This is a genomic window from Brevibacterium sediminis (genome assembly GCF_013623905.1).
Lineage (GTDB): Bacteria > Actinomycetota > Actinomycetes > Actinomycetales > Brevibacteriaceae > Brevibacterium > Brevibacterium sediminis.
This window is the reverse complement of sequence record NZ_JABKDD010000005.1, coordinates 224,385-243,733: the sequence shown is the minus strand read 5'-3', so window position 1 is coordinate 243,733 and position 19,349 is coordinate 224,385. Positions and strand designations below refer to the sequence as shown.

General features: G+C 65.2%; 16 protein-coding genes. 11 read left to right on the top strand and 5 right to left on the bottom strand.

What is annotated here, in order from left to right; all coding sequences use genetic code 11:
- The first annotated feature begins 78 nt into the window (after window positions 1-78).
- Together HK108_RS09970 and HK108_RS09965 are read left to right on the top strand one after the other, a co-directional pair.
- Entirely contained in the window at window positions 79-1,542 is a 1,464-nt protein-coding gene (locus HK108_RS09970) for an MFS transporter (protein ID WP_219922300.1), read from the top strand.
- Window positions 1,535-2,044, top strand: coding sequence for a nuclear transport factor 2 family protein (locus HK108_RS09965; RefSeq protein ID WP_181271406.1), 510 nt, complete (start codon window positions 1,535-1,537; stop codon window positions 2,042-2,044). The genes HK108_RS09970 and HK108_RS09965 overlap by 8 nt, the downstream gene beginning before the upstream one ends.
- 2 nt (window positions 2,045-2,046) lie before the next feature.
- On the opposite strand, the gene HK108_RS09960 is transcribed toward HK108_RS09965, so the two are convergent.
- Complete coding sequence (locus HK108_RS09960; protein WP_181271405.1) at window positions 2,047-2,685, bottom strand: TetR/AcrR family transcriptional regulator; 639 nt, start codon at window positions 2,683-2,685, stop codon at window positions 2,047-2,049.
- Window positions 2,686-2,744: 59 nt separating this feature from the next.
- On the opposite strand from HK108_RS09960, the gene HK108_RS09955 reads away from it, so the two are divergent.
- From HK108_RS09955 to HK108_RS09930, 6 genes are all read left to right on the top strand, one after another.
- The gene (locus tag HK108_RS09955) at window positions 2,745-3,509 is read left to right on the top strand and encodes a hypothetical protein (protein ID WP_181271404.1); all 765 of its coding nucleotides are present in this window, start codon (window positions 2,745-2,747) and stop codon (window positions 3,507-3,509) included.
- A gap of 1 nt (window position 3,510) precedes the next feature.
- Window positions 3,511-4,443, top strand: a complete 933-nt coding sequence (locus tag HK108_RS09950) for an alpha/beta fold hydrolase (RefSeq protein WP_229664057.1) — start codon at window positions 3,511-3,513, stop codon at window positions 4,441-4,443.
- Entirely contained in the window at window positions 4,440-6,152 is a 1,713-nt protein-coding gene (locus tag HK108_RS09945; protein ID WP_181271402.1) for an AMP-binding protein, read from the top strand. Before HK108_RS09950 ends, HK108_RS09945 begins: the two co-directional genes overlap by 4 nt.
- A gap of 42 nt (window positions 6,153-6,194) precedes the next feature.
- Complete coding sequence (locus HK108_RS09940; protein ID WP_181271401.1) at window positions 6,195-7,370, top strand: acyl-CoA dehydrogenase family protein; 1,176 nt, start codon at window positions 6,195-6,197, stop codon at window positions 7,368-7,370.
- A gap of 114 nt (window positions 7,371-7,484) precedes the next feature.
- Complete coding sequence (locus tag HK108_RS09935; RefSeq protein ID WP_181271400.1) at window positions 7,485-8,342, top strand: HTD2 family dehydratase; 858 nt, start codon at window positions 7,485-7,487, stop codon at window positions 8,340-8,342.
- A gap of 11 nt (window positions 8,343-8,353) precedes the next feature.
- Window positions 8,354-9,514, top strand: a complete 1,161-nt coding sequence (locus HK108_RS09930) for a CoA transferase (RefSeq protein WP_181271399.1) — start codon at window positions 8,354-8,356, stop codon at window positions 9,512-9,514.
- Window positions 9,515-9,637: 123 nt separating this feature from the next.
- Here the strand turns inward: HK108_RS09930 and HK108_RS09925 are convergent, their stop codons facing one another.
- From HK108_RS09925 to HK108_RS09910, 4 genes are read right to left on the bottom strand one after another with little or no spacing between them, the layout of a single operon-like run.
- Window positions 9,638-11,116 (bottom strand): amidohydrolase family protein, encoded by a 1,479-nt coding sequence (locus HK108_RS09925; RefSeq protein WP_181271398.1) that lies wholly within the window; start codon window positions 11,114-11,116, stop codon window positions 9,638-9,640.
- Window positions 11,113-12,582 (bottom strand): serine hydrolase domain-containing protein, encoded by a 1,470-nt coding sequence (locus tag HK108_RS09920; RefSeq protein WP_181271397.1) that lies wholly within the window; start codon window positions 12,580-12,582, stop codon window positions 11,113-11,115. The genes HK108_RS09925 and HK108_RS09920 overlap by 4 nt, the downstream gene beginning before the upstream one ends.
- Before the next feature lie 41 nt (window positions 12,583-12,623).
- Window positions 12,624-14,225, bottom strand: coding sequence for an ABC transporter substrate-binding protein (locus HK108_RS09915; RefSeq protein WP_181271396.1), 1,602 nt, complete (start codon window positions 14,223-14,225; stop codon window positions 12,624-12,626).
- A gap of 10 nt (window positions 14,226-14,235) precedes the next feature.
- Entirely contained in the window at window positions 14,236-15,150 is a 915-nt protein-coding gene (locus HK108_RS09910) for a serine hydrolase (protein WP_181271395.1), read from the bottom strand.
- Window positions 15,151-15,370: 220 nt separating this feature from the next.
- On the opposite strand from HK108_RS09910, the gene HK108_RS09905 reads away from it, so the two are divergent.
- Genes HK108_RS09905 through HK108_RS19095 form a run of 3 tightly spaced genes read left to right on the top strand, consistent with a single transcriptional unit; the run spans window position 15,371 to window position 19,318 of the window.
- Window positions 15,371-16,219, top strand: coding sequence for a GNAT family N-acetyltransferase (locus HK108_RS09905; protein ID WP_181271394.1), 849 nt, complete (start codon window positions 15,371-15,373; stop codon window positions 16,217-16,219).
- A gap of 37 nt (window positions 16,220-16,256) precedes the next feature.
- On the top strand, window positions 16,257-17,384 hold the full coding sequence (gene menC, locus HK108_RS09900; RefSeq protein WP_181271393.1) for an o-succinylbenzoate synthase: 1,128 nt from the start codon (window positions 16,257-16,259) through the stop codon (window positions 17,382-17,384).
- The gene (locus HK108_RS19095) at window positions 17,381-19,318 is read left to right on the top strand and encodes a S9 family peptidase (RefSeq protein WP_181271392.1); all 1,938 of its coding nucleotides are present in this window, start codon (window positions 17,381-17,383) and stop codon (window positions 19,316-19,318) included. The genes menC and HK108_RS19095 overlap by 4 nt, the downstream gene beginning before the upstream one ends.
- Window positions 19,319-19,349 lie beyond the last annotated feature (31 nt).

The window sequence follows — 19,349 nt, the reverse complement described above, 5'->3', positions numbered from 1 at the left end:
CTGTTGCCTGGGTGGAGCGCCTCTGTCATACTCAGCATACAAGAACGAACGTTCTTCCCTGCTCAATGAGGAGTGATAATGCAATCAGCACCCAACTCGCCCACCGGCCCTGACGCGACCACGTCCGGCATGACCACGACCAAACTCGAAACACCCGACGAAGGCAAGATGACCCGCCTCGCTGCCGCATCTGTCATCGCCACAGCGCTCGAGTGGTTCGACTTCCTCATCTATTCGACCGCCTCGGCGCTCGTCTTCGGCCATGTCTTCTTCCCCTCGCTCGAAGGAGCCTTGGGAACCATCGCCTCGTTCGGCACCCTCGCGGTGGGCTTCATCGCCCGTCCCGTCGGCGGCATCATCGCCGGTGCTCTCGGCGACAAGTTCGGCCGCAAGGGACCGCTCGTCGCCTCGATGATCGTCATGGGGCTCGCGACAACGTCGATCGGACTGCTGCCCAGCCACGAGACAATCGGAATCTGGGCGCCGATCCTCCTGGTGACCGCACGCTTGGTCCAAGGACTCGGCGTCGGCGCACAATGGGGCGGCGCCACGCTGCTGTTGACCGAGCATTCGCCGCTGAAGCGTCGTGGTTTCTACGGCTCCCTCGTCCAGCTGGGCACCGTCGCCGGCATCATCATCGGCAATGCCTTCTTCCTCTGCATCCTGCTCTTCGTCGATGAAGGCGCCTTCATCGAGTGGGGCTGGCGCGTGCCGTTCCTGTCGGGCATCCTCCTCGTCGCCGTCGGAATCTTCGTGCAGATGAAGATCGAAGAGACCCCGGTCTTCAAGTCGATGCAGGCCAAGGCGGAGGCCGCAACCGCCGGTACGAAGATGCCGCGTGTGTCCTTCCTGCGCGCCCTGCGGCTGTACTGGAAGCAGATTCTGCAGGCTGCCGGCGCATTCTTCGTCGTCAACGGCACCTTCTACATCATGATCTCCGGAATGCTGTCCTACGGCACCGCGAATGTCGGGCTCTCTCAGACGACGATGATCATGATCGTCTGCCTCGCCGTCGCCACTCAGATCTTCACCATCCCCTACTTCGGGGCCTGGTCCGACCGACACGGCCGCCGCAAGATCTTCCTGCTCGGCACCGTTCTCATGGCCGTGTGGGCCTTCCCGTTCTTCTGGCTCGTCGACACCGGCAATCCGTTCCTCGTTGCGGCAGCCATCATCGTCGGCCTCACCCTGCATGCCATGATGTTTGGGCCCCAGGCGGCACTGTTCGCCGAGATGTTCCCCGCAGACGTCCGGTACTTCGGCGCCTCCCTCGGATTCCAGCTGGCGAGTGTCTTCGCCGGTGGTCTCGCACCGATGATCATGGTCTCGCTCATCGAAGCGACCGGCACCTCGGCGAGTGTCTCCCTCTACATCATCGCGATGGCCGTCATCACCTTCGTCGCCGTGTACTCCATCAGGGAACGCTTCCAGACGAACCTGCATGAGACGGCCGCAGACATCGAAGAACGCGAACTTCGGGAAGCAGGCAAGCTCGATGTGGCTGCGAAACCGACAACTGCGGAGGAGGCCGAACATGCTTGAGACGACTCTGACCCTCGAAGAGAGGATCACTCGCCTCGAAGACATCCACGAGATCGGGCAGCTCCGCGCCCGGTACTGTCAGGCACTCGATGACGGTCGCTGGGAAGACCTCGCCGACACGTTCACCGAGGACGGCGCGTTCGTCGGTCTGTCCACTGCACGCGGCCGTGCGGAGATGCTCGAGTTCTTCCCACAGCTCAACTCCTCGACCGTGACATCGTGGTGGCACTTCAGCTCCAACGAAACCGTGGAGCTCGACGGAGACACTGCGGCGGGGACGACCTGGCTGCTCCAGCCCTGCGTCGTCGACGGCGAATCCCAGATCGCGGCGGGTCGGTACGAAGACACGATGGTCAGGACGGCACACGGGTGGCGATTCCAAGAGCGTCGAGTCTCGTTCTTCTTCTGGTCGTCGCTCGAATCCGGATGGGACGCGGCGCGATTCTCGTTCCCGCCCGCCGTCGACGCGGCCGATGCCCGAACGGTCGAACGGCTCGGATGATGTCAGTCGGAAGAGGCAGGCCGCTTGGCGGCACGGACCAGACCGAAGACGAGGTCGACCTGCAGATCGGCGAGTTCGGTGGGCGAGAGTTCACCGTCGGGCCGGTACCACGTGGACATCGAGTTGCAGAGGGTGACGACGCCGCGCACCGCCGAGCCGAGATTGCGCACCTCGCACTCTCCGGCGGCAGCAGCGTCACCGATCGCAGCCCGGAACACCGCTTCCGTCCTGTCTCTTTCGGTGACCACCTCGGCGCGGTTCTCCCCCTCGAGGTAGCGGAATTCGGTGATGCCCACCACCGAGGCGCGGGGCTGGGCCACGATGAAATCGACGTAGGCACGCACCGCGGCCTCGAGCCTCGACAACGGGTTCGTTCCCGCTGCGCCGACCGCTTCCTCGAGCGAATCGGCCAGGGTTCGCGCCGTCTCTTCGAGCACGAACTCGAGGATCTCACTTTTCGACCCGAAGTAGTTGTACAGATTCGACAAGGAAGTGCCCGCCGCCTTCGCGATCTGCCGCGTCGACGCACCGTGGAACCCCTGGGCGGAGAACACCTCGAGAGAAGCGTGGACAACCGTGTCACGGTCGATGAATCTCGGCGCTGCTCGCCGCCGGTTCGCATTGGCTGGGGTGTCCTCCATGGGCACCAATCTACTCATAAGTTCACCTGCACTCATAAGCACACCCGGAAGGAACTTTCATGACCACCCCGCTCAAACCCGGCCGAAGACTGCTCGCCGATGCTGACGCACTGGCTGCGTCAAGTCCGCTGTCGCTGGCCGACTCCGTTGCCGAGGCGATCGGTCAGGAGCTGGGGCAGTCGGTCCGACTGGTCTCGGCTGAGCTGGAGACGAACGGCGAGGCCCAGACCGACGACAGCGAACTCGTCTCCCCGTCTGCAGTGGTGACGGCCGTCCTGCCTCAAAAGGGACAGGAGCTGCGGACCGAGGTGACAGTTCACCTCGAAGGGGACGCCGCCTATTCCGCCTCGGTGCGTTTCGCCTTCGCTGAAGCCATCGACAACAGCGACGACGTGTCCGAACTGCTCTGCCCCGGCAGCGCCGGCTGGAACAGCGCATTGCGCGATCGCCTGCGTGAGGACTCCGAGTTCTCCACACTCATCGAGGCCTACGACGGGACGATCGGCATCGCCATCGGCGGTCGCCCAGTGCACTTTCGCTGCTACCGCGGTCACGTGCTCGAGGTCGTCGCCCGCTCCATCCTCGGCGCTGACTTCGTGCTCTCCATCCCCGGCGACGTCTTCGTTGATCTCGTGACCGCCGAGCGCAACCGCTTCATGGAGACCGCGATGAGCGGGAGGATGCGCTCCTCCGGATCCGGGTACGAGTACCTGCGCATGACCAGCGCACTGATCCGCATCATCGACCACGCTCGAGCCATGGCCGTCACAGCCGGCTATGTCGGCTCCGAACGCGTCCTCGACACGAATCTGCAGGTGGCTTGAGATGACGACACTGAACTACACGAACGCTCCGGCAGCGACGACCCTCCGCGCTCACCAGCTGATCATCGACGACCGCATCGCCTTCGTCGAGGACTGGGGCGACATCGACGCGACGCCGCTGCTCGCTGTTCACACCGCAGGACAGTCCGGAGTCCAGTACCGCCACGTGGCGGCGGACCTCGCTGCCGTCGGCTACCGGGTCATCGTTCCCGACCTGCCCGGGCACGGCCGCACGGAGCCGGCGAAGAATGGCCCGGTGACCGACCTCGGCGAATACGCACGATTCGGTCTTGACGTGCTCGACCAGCTCGGGATCGATCGGTTCGTCGCCGTCGGCTGCTCGATCGGCGGCAAGATCACGATCGACCTGGCCGGGCGCGCCGGTGAACGCATCATCGCGGCCATCGCCATGGCCGCCGGATCCCGTCCCGGTCATGTCTCGCTGCGAGGCCTGACACGTGAGCTCGTCGACATCTCGACGCCGTCTCGCGGCGATCGAACCTACTGGGGGACGCGAGCCGTCGTCGGCTCGGCAATCGACGAAGAGCGGCGAGAGCTCATCGCCCGCATGCACTGCAGGGAGGACCCGATCGTGTCGAACTCTGATCTCATCGGTTGGGGCCGCCACGACGTCAGCGCGGGCCTGCCCGGTGTCACCTGCCCGACGGTCCTCGTCGCCGGTGAGGACGACCTGTGGATCGACACCGCAGCGATCCGCCGTGACGCCGAGTCCATCCCTCGAGGCACCTTCGTTCTCCTGCCGGGAATCGGGCACTATCCGATGGAGGAGATGCCGGACTTCGCCGAGGCGGTCGACTCCTGGGTGCGCAGTGCCGGCACTCGCGGTGCCGATACCGATCTTCCCGATTCCGGCGGGGCCGATTCCGGCAGCGTTGACCGCAAGACCGAAGAATTGGAGGCCGCCCGCTCATGAATTCGCCCACCACTCTCTTCGGTCATCTGAAATCCTGGGCCGAAACCGACCCACAGCGGACGGCTCTCATCGATCCGCTGCCGACCGATGCCGCCAGCGAAGGTACCGAGTCCGGGCACGTGCGCATCAGTGTCTCGGATCTGCTCGCCCGCACCAACGAGTTCGCCGATCTGCTCGCCGAGCACGGTGTCGGCCCGAACGACTGCATCGCGGTCTGGCTGCCAAGCTGGTCCGACACCTATGCGTGGCAGTTCGCGGCTTCCGCGCTCGGTGCCCACGTGATCGGGGTGAACACCCGCTACAACGTCGCCGAGGTGGGGCACGTCCTCACCAAGGCCCGCCCGCAGGTGCTCGTCGTGGCCCACGGATTCCGCAACCTCGACTTCCTCGCTACCGCACGGAAGGCCATCGCCGAGGTGGACCAGGAAACTGCCGCACAGCAGGACCGTTCACCGGGGGAGCCGTTCACCCCGCCGAAGGCATTCGTCTGGGCGGTGCCGGGAGCCGCGAGCGAACCCACGATCGCGGACTACGACCTCGGCGCTGGGGCGGTGCTCGTCCCCGCGGAGTCGTCAACCATCGATCAGGCAGCGACTTCATTCGCCGCGGCCGCACCCGAAGAATCCCGGCTGTCGGTTGCCTTCACGACTTCCGGCTCCACGGGGATGCCGAAGCTCGCGGCTCACCGGGAGTCCGCCGTCATCACTCATTCCCAGCAGGTCGCCTCTCGAATCGGCTTCACCACCGGTGACGTCCTCGTCGAACCCCTCCCGTACTCGGGCGTCTTCGGATACTCGGCGGGAATGGGGGCGCTCTTCGGCGGAGCGGCAGTCCTCCTTCACCCGGTCTTCGACGAACAAGAACTCGTCCGGGCCTGGAGCACCTTCTCCGGCTCACACTTCGTCGGAGCCGACGACATGCTCTCCCGAGTGCGCAAGGTCTGCGAAGACACGGGCACGAAACTCGAATCGTGGCGGTGGGCAGGCGTGGCCGATTTCCAAGGAATGTCCGCCGACATCGCCGAATGGGCGGCCGAACAGTTCGGCACCCGCACCGTCGGCGTCTACGGATCCTCCGAAGTCTTCGCACTCACTTCGTTCTGGCCGAACGACACCCCGGAAGAGCTGCGGTATTCGGGAGGCGGTCGCCTCGTCGACCCTCGCTACGAATACCGCATCGCCGATCCGGTCACGGACCAGCCTGTGTCCGAAGGCTCGGAAGGTGAAGTCCAACTCCGGGGTCCCAACGTCGTCGACCACTACCTCGGTGATCAGGGAGAAGGAAGGAAGAACTTCACCTCCGACGGATGGTTCCAGACGGGGGACCTCGGGCGCGCTCATGGGCCCGAAGCCTTCGAATACGTCTGCCGAATGGGTGACGTCATCCGTCTGCGGGGGTTCCTCGTCGATCCCGCAGAGATCGAGCTGCACCTCATCACCCATCCGGACATCGAGTTGGTCAAGGTCGTCGGGCGCAGCAGCGACGTCGGCGAGCCCGAAGTAGTCGCTTTCGTCCAGCCAGTGCCCGGAACTACTCCCGAACCTGAGGACATCCGGCAGTACTGCCGACAGCAGCTCGCCAGCTTCAAGGTCCCGACCGAAGTCCGTCTGGTTGAAACCATGCCCGTCACCGCGGGAACGAACGGCTCGAAGATCAAAACCGCCGTCCTCCGAGAATGGGCGGCTCAGCCGGCGGTGGTCGGACAGTGATACGAATCGAAGAAGACACGAAGACCCCAGAAAGGGCAGAAGATGACTCATAAGCCGCGTCCGCGTCCGGACACTCCGCACATGATGACCGAGGAGCGCCTCGAGATCCAGGCGCTCGCCCGCGAGTTCGCCCGTGATGTCGTCCTGCCCATCGCCAACGAACTCGACCCTGTTGAAGGGCAGTTCCCCGAGTCGATGGTCAAGCAGATGGCGGAGATGGGGTTCTTCGGCATCCTCATCCCCGAAGAGTACGGGGGACTGGGGCTTGGTGTGTTCGAGTACTGCCTTGTTGCTGAGGAGCTCTCCCGCGCCTGGATGTCCGTGGCCGGGCTGTTGGCTCGCGGCAACGGCATGGGTGGTGGGTTCTCTCCTGAGCAGGAGGCCCGTCTGTTGCCGAAGGTTGCCAGTGGTGAGTACCTCGGTGCCTTCGCCCTGTCTGAGGCTGAGGCTGGGTCGGATGTGGCGAACCTGCGGTGCAAGGCCGAACGTAATGCCGATGGTGATTGGGTCATCAACGGTACGAAGATGTGGTGCACGTATGCCGATCAGGCCGACTACATCATCCTCTTCGCCCGCACCTCCACAGAGGAGAAGCGGCATCGGGGGATCTCGGTGTTCCTCGTCGAGAAGGAACGCGGCACCTTCCCCGAGGGGATCTCCGGGGCGCCGGCGAAGAAGATCGGGTATCACGGGTGGAAGACGTGGGAGCTGTCGTTCGACAACTTCGTCCTGCCTGCCGATGCCCTCCTCGGTGAGGAAGGACGCGGTTTCTACCAGGCGGTGTCCGGTCTCGAAGTGGGCCGCGCCCATACGGCGGCTAGGTCGATCGGGTTGGCGCAGGCGGCACTTGAGGACTCGATCAAATACCTGAAAGAACGCGAGCAGTTCGGCCATCCGTTGGCTGATTTCCAGCATCTGCGGTTCAAGGTCGCGGACATGGCCGCTCAGATCGAGGCGTGCCGGCAACTGATGTACCACGTGTGCACGGAGATCGATTCGGGTCGTCGCTGCGACAAGGAAGCGGCGATGGTGAAGTACCTGGCCGGAGAGATGAGCGAGAAGGTCACCTCGGAGGCGCTGCAGATCCACGGTGGTGCCGGGTACACGAAGGACTTCGCCGTCGAACGCCACTGGAGAGATGCCCGGCTGACGAAGATCTTCGAGGGCTCGTCGGAGATCCAGATGCGCATCATCTCCGACGAACTCTTAGGCCGCTGAATTACTACCTGACGGCGGCCTAGCAACCTGGCGCCAGGTATCTGCGCCGCCGTCACGTAGTAATTAGCAGGTTGTGGGTGCTTTTCACGAACTACCGATTGGAATTTGACTGCGATGAGTGAGACGAACCTCCAGGACTGGGCCGGCCGCAGCGCCACCGCCACCGAAACCGCCGACGGGGAACGAGCCGCACGCCTGGCGACCCTGCTCGGCCATGACGGGGACCCGGCTGCGCCGCTGTTCCCGCTCGGGCACTGGCTGCACTTCTCCGAAGACGATGTGCCGATGAGCGAACTCGGAGCCGACGGGCATGCCGCACTCGGCGGGTTCATGCCCCCGGTGCCACTGCCACGGAGGATGTGGGCCGGCAGCGACCTGACCTTCCACGCCCCGATCCTGCCCGGGCAGACGATCGAGCGGACGACGACGATCGAATCGATCACGGAGAAGACCGGCAGCACCGGGCGCCTGTGCTTCGTCGTGCTCCGCCAGGAGCTCACCGCGGACGGAAGGCCTGCCACGACGGATCGGCACACGATCGTCTACCGCGAGGCCACCTCAGTGCCGGACGGGTCAGCAGCGAAGCCGCCACGAACAGATTCGCCCGCCCCCGCTGGGTGGGACTGGTCGCGCTCGGTCCGGCCGAATGAGGTCATGTTGTTCAGGTATTCAGCGCTGACGTTCAACTCCCACCGCATCCACTACGACCACCCGTACGTCACCGAGGTCGAAAGCTACCCCGGCCTCGTCACGCACGGACCGTTGACCGCGACGCTGCTGCTTGATGCGTTCATGTCCACCCACCCCGAGGCGGCTGTGACCGGGTACCGGTTCACCGCGAAGTCCCCCTTGTTCGCGAACGAACAGATCCACCTCGTCGGCAGAGAGACCGAATCTGGCACCCACGAACTGCAGGCCATCGCCCCAGGCGGGAAGACCGCGATCGCCGCCACGGTGACGACGAAGAACTGAGGAGCACCACTATGTCCGATACCCGCCCCGCACCCCTGACCGGCCTCAAAATCGTCGAGATCTCTGCATTCGTCGCAGCCCCGCTGGGGTCGATGACGCTCGCGCAGCTCGGCGCCGATGTCATCCGCATCGACCCGATCGGCGGGAACATCGATGCGAATCGGTGGCCGATCAGCGATGACGGCACGAGCATCTACTGGGCATCCCTGAACAAAGGGAAGCGCTCGGTCACGCTCGACCTCAAGTCAGAGGAGGGCCAGAGGATCGCTACCGACCTTATCGCCGAGGCGGGCACACTCATCACGAACCTGCCAGCTCGTGGGTGGTTGAGCTATGAGAATCTCAAGCAGCATCGCGAGGACCTAGTGATGCTCCGCCTGGGCGGGTGGCATGACGGTTCCCCGGCAGTTGATTACACGGTGAATGCGGCCAGTGGTTTCCCGATCATCACCGGTGATGACGAGCGGCCTGTGAACAATGCTGTGCCGGCATGGGATGTTGCTGCGGGGCTCTATATTTCCAACGGGATCATGGCCGCCGAACTCGATCGTCGTTCCTCGGGCAAGGGGCAGGAGATCACCCTGGCTTTATCGGATGTCATGCTCGCCACCATCGGCAATCTCGGCTATATCGCCGAGGTGCAGGCGACGGGGAAGACGCGTGGTGCTTTAGGTAATGGGTTGTATGGGGCGTATGGTCAGTCGTTCGAGTGTGCGGATGGTCGACAAGTAATGGTCGTGGTCATCTCGAACAAGCACTGGCGAGGCCTGGGCAAGGCGACGGGGTTGAGCGAGAAGCTCGAGATGATCGGGCCCCTGCTGGACGTGGATTTGAACACCGAGGGCGGTCGGTTCGAGGCGCGGGAGGCTATTGATGCTGTGGTGCGCCCGTGGTTCGCGGAGCACACCCTGGCTGAGGCCGAGGAGGCGCTCGAAGCGTCCGGTGTGTTGGTCGGTGGCTTCCAGACCTTCGAAGAACTTGTCAACGACGACCCGCGCTGTTCGGTGCAGAATCCGCTGCTGACCGAGATCGATCAGCCCGGAGTGGGCAGAGTGCTGGCCCCGCGAGTGCCGCTGCAGTTCGGTGGGTCTACCGTGGCGGACGCCGTGGCCGCGCCGCAACTGGGCGGAGACACGGAGAGTGTGTTGAGCGATGCCTTGGACCGGATCTGAGGTCGCTTTCCCGCGGACCCACGCCGTCATCAGGACAGGCACGGATGCTGCCGACAAACGATACGGACGGTACAGCCGATACAGAATTGCTCTGGTTGGACTCCGCCGATCGCTTGACAGCTCTCACCCCGCCTCGGCGCGCAGGCCTCGCCCCGCATAGGAATCGCGCACCAGCTCGGAGTTCCGGACGAGGAACTCACCGTCGACCAGCAGATGAGTCACACCCTCTGAGGTGCGGGTGCTGTCGAGATAGGTGGCCCGGTCCCGCAGTTCGGCGGGATCGATGACGACGATGTCGGCATCGTCTCCGATTCCGATGCGGCCCTTCCTGCGCAGCGCCGGCACCGAACTCTCCAACACCTGGGCAGGCAGCAGACTGCAGCGGCGGAAGGCCTCCGACCACGTCCACACCCCATGATCGATGACCATCATGCGCAGCGATCGAGCGTAGGTGCCCGCTGTGCGCGGGTGGGTCCTGCCTCCCGGAGGCAGCGGCCACGCACGGGTATCTGTGGAACCGTCGGGCCAGGTCACATGCATTGCGTCGGAGGCGACTATGCTGTCGGGGAAGGCCAGAGAACTCGCCAGCAGCTCCCGATCCCCGGTATCGTCGTCGTCGAGGAATTCGACGATGCATGAAGCCCCCGGATCCGCATCGCGGATATGACGCAGATGGGCCTCATCGCGGATGCGCTCACCGGTGGCGACCAGAACGATGTTGCTCGGGGTCAGTTCCCAGGCCGGCAGCCGCTCAGGTGCGAGGAACGCAGCACCGATCCCCGTGCTGCCCGCCCCATAGGGATAGGCCTCGACGCTGAGCTTCGCTCCGCCCTCCTGCGCCCGATCGATCGTCGACAGCACCCGATCGATGTGCCGACGCGAGGTGCTGTTGACATGGCAGTGGTGGACCTGACCGCCGAATTCCATCGCGGCCCGCGCCGCCTCCTCGGTGCCGTCGAACGGAGTCGTCGGATCGGACTCGACGATCTCACGCACATGGGTGAACGTCGGCACCCCGGCCCTGGCCGCGAGTTCATTCACCGCCAGGTACTCCCGCGGATCCGTGCGCGGTGCGTACCCCTGAAGAATGCCGACACCCAGCGCTCCGGCCTCCAACTCCGTCTCCAGCAACCCGAGCCACTGGGAGAGCTGAACGGGACTGGAATCTGCCTGCCAGTGCGGATCGGCGAGCATGGACAGACCGCTGACCAGGTCCGCATCGAAGTGCAGCCCGGACAGCACCGCCGCACGCGCCATGCCCCACGATGCTGAGAACCCGTAGTGCAGCGGACGTCCTTCCTCCGCCGCCCGCGTGTACGCACGGTCGACCGGGAGCAGTCCCGCTTCGAGCTCGAGCGCGGTGGTCACACCGTCCATGGCCTGCAGCCTCTGCCCGGCGATGGAATTGACATGCGAGTGCAGATCGATGAAACCGGGCCCGATGATGAGACCGGACGCATCGACGATTTCGGCGTCATCGTGTGCCAGGGCCGGCCCCACCTCGGCGATCCGACCGTCCCTGATGAGGACATCGCTGATCTCATCGACCCCGCTGGCCGGGTCGACGTACCGTCCTCCGGTGAAGAGAATCGTCGGTTTCATGCGTCGTCCCCCGATACGGGCGCGTCGGCCGACTCCGTGTCCGTCGAGTCCGGTCCGGCCTCGGCCCGCGGCAGGCAGCGGATGCCTACGTACGCGACGTCCCTGCCGTCCACCTCGGCGAATGCCATCGGCATCCACGCGCTGCGGGCATCGGGCCGGCCGAGGACGAAGGCCTCGTTACCGGACGGATGCAGATCCATCGTCTGCACCGGTGCCTCGTCACCTTCGCCCAGGGAGCTGCGGATGCGAGCCCTATAGGTGCCGTCGTCGGTCCGCAGCACCGTGAGTGCAGTGCTCGCATCGGCATAATCGCCGAGGCGGCTCTCGGGTATCGCGGCCGCCGGTCGATCCGACCGGGGCCGGGTCGCCGGAGGGGCGTCGATTCCGGCGAAGGTGCGAGCGAAGGCACCGTAGATCTCAGCGGCCGCATGCGCTGCGACACCCCCGTTGCAGAAGACGACGAAGGCCAGGCCGGACGCCGGCAGGACCTGGAACCAGGCGTTGTTGCCGATCGTGGTGCCCCCGTGCCACTGCAGCTTCTGGCCCTCCCACTCATCGATCATCCAGCCCAGCCCCCACTGAGGCGCGGTGGATGCTGCCTGATCGATGAGGGTGTGCCGCGGTTCGGACATGAGCCGAAGGGAGTCTTGGCTGAGGATCGGCACCCCCGTGCTCGTCCGTCCCGAACGTAGGACGGCGGCACCGAAGCCGAGCAGATCGTCCGTGCTGCAGGTCACCAGTCCTGCGGGTCCCATGGAGCGAGTAATCTGGGAGACCGGTGCAGGCATCCAGGTGTCGGTGCCGGGAACCGCGACGTGACCGTGCTGGTGACGGTGGGACATGATGTCCTCGGCCAGGGTGAACATGTGCTCGTTGCCCAGGCGCTGACAGATCCGGATGTTCAGGGCCCGATCCCAGCTCACCTCGTCGAGGACCTCGATGATGCGTCCGGCGATGACGAAGCCGGAGTTGCAGTAGGAGAATCCGGTGCCCGGGCTGAATAGTGACTTCGCCTCGGACAATGTGGCCACGTACTTCTCGACGCAGTCGTCTCCGCGGCCGGTGTCGGTGAAGAGGTCACCGTCGAGGCCCGAAGTGTGGGTGAGCAGATGCTCCACGGTGAGTTCGGCAGGATCGAGCTCAGCGAAACTCAGGTCGGGAAGGATCTCCGAGACCGGAGTGTCCAGACTCAGCTTCCCTTCGTCGACGAGCTGCATGATCATCGTCGAGGTGAGGAGTTTGGTGATCGACCCGATCTGGCACAGCGTGGTCCGGTCGGTGCCGACCTCGGTGCGCAGGTTTGAGATTCCGGTGGCGGCAACGAACCGTTGCTCCGCATCTGAGACGGGATCGACGTGCAGAACGCCGGCCACGATGCCCGGCACCTCGTGCCGGCGGGCGACATCGGCCAGAAGGCCCTCCCATCGTGTGGGGTCGAAGAGCTGTGGGTCGGTTCGGGCTGTCATGTGCTGCTCCTTTGCGTTGTTCTCAGTCTGCTGTCGGGGTCTCATTCGACAAGGGTGATGCCGTTGACGTTCGTCCATCCTTGACCGAGGGAGTTCTTGACGCCTTGGCCGAAGGTGATGTCAGGGCGCACGGCGAAGGGAACATAGTCCGCTGACTGGTACATGGCGGCCTCTGCCTTCTCCCAGCTGCCACAGGCCTCCTTGCCGGTGACCTGCGACGCCTCCTCGGCGCGGGCATCGAAGTCCGGGTTGCTGATGCCGGCGTAGTTCGAGCCCTTCGGGGGCACGGGCCCGGAGACGAAGGTGGCGAGCACATTGGGCACCGAGTAGTTCGACGCCAACCAGATGACGTCGAAGTCCTCGGCGGCTCCGGGGGAATTGATCTTCTCGAGGAACGCCCCGGCGTCCGTACCGTGATGCTTGACGCCGACACCGATCTTCGACCATTGTTCGGCCATGAGCTCAGCTGTCGAGGAGGTCTCGGGCCAGCGCGTGTACCACCCGAAGTCCAAGGTCAACGGCTGTCCGTCCTTGCTGCGCTTGCCGTCCGAACCCTTCTTCCAACCGGCCGCGTCGAGCCGGGACTCGGCATCGGCGAGGTCGTTCGACGGCAGGTTCGGCGTGGCCGCATCGTAGGTGCAGATCGTCGGATTGAGCACCGCGAGCCTCTCGGCGCGCTTTCCCTGGCCCGCCGTCTGGACTTGCATGAGCGCATCGAGATCGAGTGCCTCGGTGAGGGCGATGCGCACATCCTCATCGGCCGTCGGCGCATCCTCGGCCTGGCTGTAGGCGAATCCGCCGGTGATGAGGTCGTCCTGATAGAACGGCTCGAGGGTGGAGGCGACACGTTCCTCGTCGGGTCCCTGCACGGCTGCGATGTTGAGTTCCCCGGACAGGAGCTGATTGGCGCGCGTGCTCGGATTGTCGACGATGCTGACGTCGACCTCCTTGGGCACGCCGGGCGTCTCCCCGGTCGGTGCGCCCTCCGGTCCCCAACTGTAGTCGTCTCGACGCTCGAAGGTGTAGTGATCTCCCGGCACCGCCTTTTTGAGCGAGTACATGCCGGTGCCGTTCGTGGCGGACTCGACGCTCGTGGGATCGTCCAGGGCGCCCTGACAGTAGATTGGCTGGATCCCCATCTGAGGCAGCAGGAACGAATTGGGGGACTTCGTCGTTACGGTCACGGTCCTCGCCGCAGCATCGTCGTCGATGGTGGCATCGGCCGGGACGACGAGACCTTTGAAGCTGGACGCGTTCTCTGGATCGAGGATCCACCGGTAGTTGTTCGCCACGGATTCCGCCGTCAGCTCGGACCCGTCCTCGCACGTGATGCCCTCCCGAATGGTGAAGCTCAGCGAGGTCGGGGTCGCCTCCCATTTCTCCGCCAGCCATCCCTGCGGTTCGCCGCTGTCATCGAAGTAGACCGGCGACTCATACGCCCACGGGTAGACATAGCTGAGAGTCGCAGAGGTGTTGACGTGCCGGAACAGGTTGCCCGGGTCTTCGTTGATGGCGACCTTGAGGGTGCCGTCGATGACAGGCTCGCCGTCCCCGCTCGAGGTTCCCGCTCCGCCGCCTCCGCCACAGGCGCTGAGGGTGAGTGCGGAGAGCCCGGCGACGGCGGCCAGTATTCGTTTCTTCATGGTGTCCTCTTCATTGAGTGAGTGGGCGAACTGAGCGCAGGTCGGCCACCGCCGCAGCTGCGAGGTCGGCGATGGCATCGTCGAACCGGGGGCCGATCGAGCGGGGTGACGGGGTCCGCAGGAATACGGCGACGGCATATCTGCCGCCGTCAGGGAACTCGACGACTCCGGCCTCGTTGCGGATGTAGGGTAGGGTGCCCGTCTTTCCGCTTACGGTCACCTCGTCGGAGAAGCCTCGGCGCAGGCGGTGCGACCATACCTGCAGACCGAGGATCCGCCTCGCCTCCGCGCACGCCGAAGCGGGCAGCCCTTCGTCTCTCCACAGAGCCGCGAGCAGCGTCGTCGTCTCGGCCGGAGTCGAACGGTTCGTCCGCCCCGGGTCCAGCGTCCTCGTCTTCAGCCAGTGCGCTCCGGCGTCCGCGGAGGCGTAAGCCACCGGCGGGTCCAGAGCTGCCAGGTCAGCGGCCGCTGTGTCGAAGAGGTGCCGGCAGTCGCCTTCGATCACGGTGGAAGTCAGACCGAGCTCCCGCAGCCTCGCATTCACGCGGGCGCGGCCGAGGATGTCCATCACCACATCGGTGGCTCGATTGTCCGAGACGGTCATCATCGACAGGCACAGATCCCGGAAGGACACGGAGACGGCATCGCTGAAGACAGCGAGTCCGGTCGAGCCCTCCACGGGAAAGTCCTCCGGGCCCAGCGCGATTCGGCGCTCGGCGGGGACCTCGCCCGTGCTCATGCGGATGCAGGCTTCGACGAGCACCGGCAGTTTGAACACGCTGGCCGTGACCACGGGCTCGTCTTCCCTGACTCCAACCTCGGCGCTGTCCGGTTCGCGGAGCCGTCGGTCGAGGTCACGGGCATGGACGAAACAGGTGATGCCGAGCTCATCTTCGAGCCGTTCGATCGCTGTGTCGAAGATCATACCCTCATCTTCCTCAACTACACACGGGCTCGGCTTCGGAGTTCAGGACAAAGTTGCGGGACCCGCTTCGTCCGAGTCGACAGCGGGACAGGTCGTCGGCGGAGTGGGTTTGTCGGTCCCGACAACATCGCGGGTGAACCCTGCGCCGATCCTCCGATGTGCCCGCCCGTGTGCACGGGACAAGCTTGGGACAAAGGTTCCACCGGTGAAAGGACACAGTATGACTCGTCTGGCGCCTCCGCGGTCTTTCGTGCTCGAGGCCGAGCACATGGCCGATGCGCGCTGCGCAGACCTCGGACTCGACATCCGAGAAGTCCATGCCCCTGAGGATCTGCACACCGTGTCCCAGGTCCTCTCACGGATCTGGAGGACTCCGGGCACACCGATCATCGATCATGCGGTGCTCACCGCCATGACCCATGCCGGCAATCCGGTGTTCCTGGCTCGCCACGGCACCGAGGCGGTCGGAGCCGCAGTGGGATTCTGCGGTCCAGCCGGATCGCCGTTCCACTCCCATATCGTCGGCTTCCTCCCGGACTCCGCGGGACGCGGGTTCGGCCATGCCATCAAACTGCGGCAGCGGGCTTGGTGCCTGGAGAACGGAATCGTGGAGATGACCTGGACCTATGACCCCCTGGTGTGCCGCAACGCCCATTTCAACATCTCACGGCTCGGAGCGGTCCCGATCGACTACCTCCCTGACTTCTACGGCCAGATGACCGATTCGATCAACGCGGGCGAACTCTCGGACCGCATGCTCATCCTCTGGGATCTCACCTGCGATCCCACCGCCCGATCGTGGGAGACGGGCGACGACGCCACCCCGGCGGTCGAGGACAGGGGCGGGGCACCGACGCCCTATGCCCCGCCGGTCGTCGGAACCGAATCCCTCGGCGTCGCCGTGCCCTGGGACATCGAAGCCCTGCGGCGCGAGGACCCGGTGCGGGCCCACACCTGGCGGCTGGCCACGAGAGAGGCGTTCACCGATCTACTCGGCAATGGCTGGCGGATCACCGGGTTCTCCCGCCGCAGCCCCCACCATGGGCAGTATGTCTTGCGCCGCCCCTGACCACTCACCGCTGACACTGCCTGACGGAAGGACCGTGATGAGACTGAAGCACCTATCTATCCACCACCTCGAACTGCCCCTGGTTTCGCCATTCACCACCTCGTTCATGACCCAGACCCATAAGCGCTGCTTCCTCATCGAAGCGCAGGTGGAAACCACGGACGGAGCACTCGTCACAGGCTGGGGTGAAAACGTGGCACTGGACCGTCCGTTCTACTCGGCCGAACACCTCGACGGTGCCGCCGAGGTGGTCACCCGGTGGCTGGCCCCGGCGCTCGCCGCCCGCGAAGACCTCAACCCGGAACGCGTCTCGGGCCTGCTGTCCCATGTCATCGGTCAGCCCATGGCGAAGGCGTCGCTGGAGATGGCGATCCTCGATGCCGCACTGAGAGCGCAGGGCAGATCTTTCCACGACTATCTGGGGGCAGTGCGGACCTCGGTGCCGTCCGGTGTCTCCGTCGGCATCCAGGACTCCACAGCCGACACCGTCCGGGTGATCGGCGGATACATCGACGAAGGCTACGCCCGGATCAAACTGAAGATCCGACCCGGCGCCGACATCGCTCCAGTGGCGGCCGTGCGCGAAGAGTTCGGCGACGACCTGCTCTTCCAGGTGGACGCGAATGCTGCGTACACGCTGGCCGATGCCACCACCTTGGCCAAGCTCGACGACTACGGTCTCCTCCTCATCGAACAGCCCCTGGGCGAAGCCGATCTGCGGCAGCACTCCCAGCTGCGGTCATCGCTGCGCACGCCCATCTGCCTCGACGAATCCATCGACTCCCCGGAAGCCGCCGCGGATGCCATCGCCTTGCGAGCCGTCGACATCATCAACATCAAACCCGGCCGGGTCGGCGGATACCTCGCCGCGCGGAAGATCCACGATCTCGCCGTGGCCAACGGCATCGCGGTATGGTGCGGGGGAATGCTCGAAACCGGATTGGGACGCGCTGCGAACGCTGCGCTCGCCGCCCTCGACGGCTTCACCCTGCCCGGTGACATCTCGGGTTCGGACCGGTTCTTCGCCGAGGACATCACGACCACGACGATCCGGATGCACGACGGCATCGTCGAGGTCCCGCGCGGCTCCGGCATGGGCGTCGACATCGATCGCGCGAAGGTGGAGAAGTACCGAACTCGTCTGCAGGAGGTGGCGCTGCCGTGACCGCACCCGTTCTCGACATCCTCCACCGGCTCACCGACCCGCATTCGGCGCTCATCCTTCCCGGAGGCGAGAGCGTCCTCTTCGTCGCGACACGCAACCGGCTGGACGGGCCGAGCGAATCTCAGCTGCGTGTGGCACCGCTGTCCGGCGGCGGGCCCTCACGGACACTCACGAGCGGGCACACCGACACGGCGCCTGCGCTGTCTCCCGACGGGATGACAGTCGCGTTCCTCAGAGCGAATTCCGGCGTCTCTGATCTCTGCCTCATGCCGATCGACGGCGGCGACGTCACCGTCCACACCTCCGGCGTGGCGGCGCTCGGAACCCCTGTGTTCTCTCCGGACGGAACGACGATTGCGCTGAGCTGTCTGGTCGATGAACCCCTGGAGTATCCGCGGCCTCCGCTCGTGGTCGACGGCGAGCCTGAGTACAAGGTTGACGGCCCGGGGTGGATCGGCACGGCCCGCAGCCGGATCCGGATCCTGGCTGTCGATGGAGAAGACAGCACGGACATCCTCACCGTCGGCAACAGCACCGATCCGATGTGGTCACCGGACGGACGCAGGCTCGCATTCGTGCGCACCTGCGCGGGCACCTCGGCGGGAGTGCCTGCCCAGGAGATCGGGATCGTCGACACCGACGATGCGGCCGGGACCCTGCGTTTTCCCTGGGCTGCGGACTCTCTGGCCGGCCCCCTGGTCTGGATGCCCGACAGCGCCTCAGTGATCGCGATCGGTCAGACGGTGAAGGGCATCGAACTGCCACGGCTGGTGCGCTTGGACCTCACGACCTCGGCGTTGACGGTGCTCACTGAGGATCTCGACCTCGGCGTGATGGGCGGCGGTCCCGGATATCCCGGGGGCGCTCCCGTCTTCGGTTCGGGTGCGCGGCTGCATTTCTGTGTCCGCGAGGAGGGGCGGACCGTTCTCGTCTCGATGGACCTCGAGGAGACGAATGACGGTGGTGGGGGAGCGGCGATGCTCCGCCACCCGGTCTCCGACACCGCGGTCATCAGCGGGCTCGATGTGGTCGGTGCGACTGCAGTGATGCGCATCAGTGACGCCGACCGTCCGGGTGAGCTCATCGCGCTCGACCTCGCGACCGGGGACGTCCAGGCGCTGACGTGCTTCTGGGACGAGGCGGTGCCCGAGGCGACATTCATCCGGCCCCGGAGCATGAGGTTTCCCATCTCCGACGGTCTCGAGGTCCACGGATGGCTGCTGCGCGCCGAAGCGACCGAGGGTCCCGCTCCCACTCTGCTCGACATTCACGGCGGACCGCATAACGCCTGGACGGGTGTTGCCGACACCGCACACCTCTACCATCAGGTGCTCGCAGCAGAGGGATGGAACATCCTCACCCTCAACCCCCGGTCATCGGACGGCTACGGCGCCCGATTCCTACGTGCCGCCGCGGGAGCCTGGGGAGAAGCCGATGAGAAGGACTTCCTCGAACCCCTCGACGCCCTCATTGCCGAGGGCATCGTCGACGCCGACCGGGTCGCCGTGACCGGGTACAGCTATGGCGGATTCATGACCTGCTGGCTGAGTTCGAAGCATCCCGAACGGTTCACTGCTGCCGTTCCCGGAGGGCTCATCTGTGATCTGGACCTGTTCGCCGCCACCAGCGATATGGGCACGCACCTGTGCGAGGTGGAATTCGGAGGCCGGGCCTTCGATCACCTCTCACCGATCCACCGGGTGGATCGGGTCACGATGCCGACCCTCATCCTGCACGGACAGGAGGATCAGCGCTGCCCGCTCGACCAGGCCGAGCTGTGGTATTCGAGGCTGCGTGGCAACGACGTCGACACGAGGCTCGTCATCTATCCGCAGGGCTCGCACGTGTTCATTCTCAACGGACCGGTCACATACCGGCGAGACTTCAACCAGCAGATCATCGACTGGGTGAGGACCCATACGCCTGCCGGGTGAGCTGCGTGCAGTGTGAGGCGACTGCCATGGC

Excerpts from the sequence above, each read along its gene's own strand:
- HK108_RS09945 (WP_181271402.1), top strand. The coding sequence starts at position 4,440 with ATGAATTCGCCCACCACTCTCTTCGGTCATCTGAAATCCTGGGCCGAA.
- HK108_RS09905 (WP_181271394.1), top strand. The coding sequence starts at position 15,371 with ATGACTCGTCTGGCGCCTCCGCGGTCTTTCGTGCTCGAGGCCGAGCAC.
- menC (WP_181271393.1), top strand. The coding sequence starts at position 16,257 with ATGAGACTGAAGCACCTATCTATCCACCACCTCGAACTGCCCCTGGTT.
- HK108_RS09970 (WP_219922300.1), top strand. The coding sequence starts at position 79 with ATGCAATCAGCACCCAACTCGCCCACCGGCCCTGACGCGACCACGTCC.
- HK108_RS09935 (WP_181271400.1), top strand. The coding sequence starts at position 7,485 with ATGAGTGAGACGAACCTCCAGGACTGGGCCGGCCGCAGCGCCACCGCC.
- HK108_RS09950 (WP_229664057.1), top strand. The coding sequence starts at position 3,511 with ATGACGACACTGAACTACACGAACGCTCCGGCAGCGACGACCCTCCGC.
- HK108_RS09955 (WP_181271404.1), top strand. The coding sequence starts at position 2,745 with ATGACCACCCCGCTCAAACCCGGCCGAAGACTGCTCGCCGATGCTGAC.
- HK108_RS09920 (WP_181271397.1), bottom strand. The coding sequence starts at position 12,582 with ATGACAGCCCGAACCGACCCACAGCTCTTCGACCCCACACGATGGGAG.
- HK108_RS09965 (WP_181271406.1), top strand. The coding sequence starts at position 1,535 with ATGCTTGAGACGACTCTGACCCTCGAAGAGAGGATCACTCGCCTCGAA.
- HK108_RS09940 (WP_181271401.1), top strand. The coding sequence starts at position 6,195 with ATGACTCATAAGCCGCGTCCGCGTCCGGACACTCCGCACATGATGACC.
- HK108_RS09960 (WP_181271405.1), bottom strand. The coding sequence starts at position 2,685 with ATGGAGGACACCCCAGCCAATGCGAACCGGCGGCGAGCAGCGCCGAGA.
- HK108_RS09925 (WP_181271398.1), bottom strand. The coding sequence starts at position 11,116 with ATGAAACCGACGATTCTCTTCACCGGAGGACGGTACGTCGACCCGGCC.
- HK108_RS09915 (WP_181271396.1), bottom strand. The coding sequence starts at position 14,225 with ATGAAGAAACGAATACTGGCCGCCGTCGCCGGGCTCTCCGCACTCACC.
- HK108_RS09910 (WP_181271395.1), bottom strand. The coding sequence starts at position 15,150 with ATGATCTTCGACACAGCGATCGAACGGCTCGAAGATGAGCTCGGCATC.
- HK108_RS09930 (WP_181271399.1), top strand. The coding sequence starts at position 8,354 with ATGTCCGATACCCGCCCCGCACCCCTGACCGGCCTCAAAATCGTCGAG.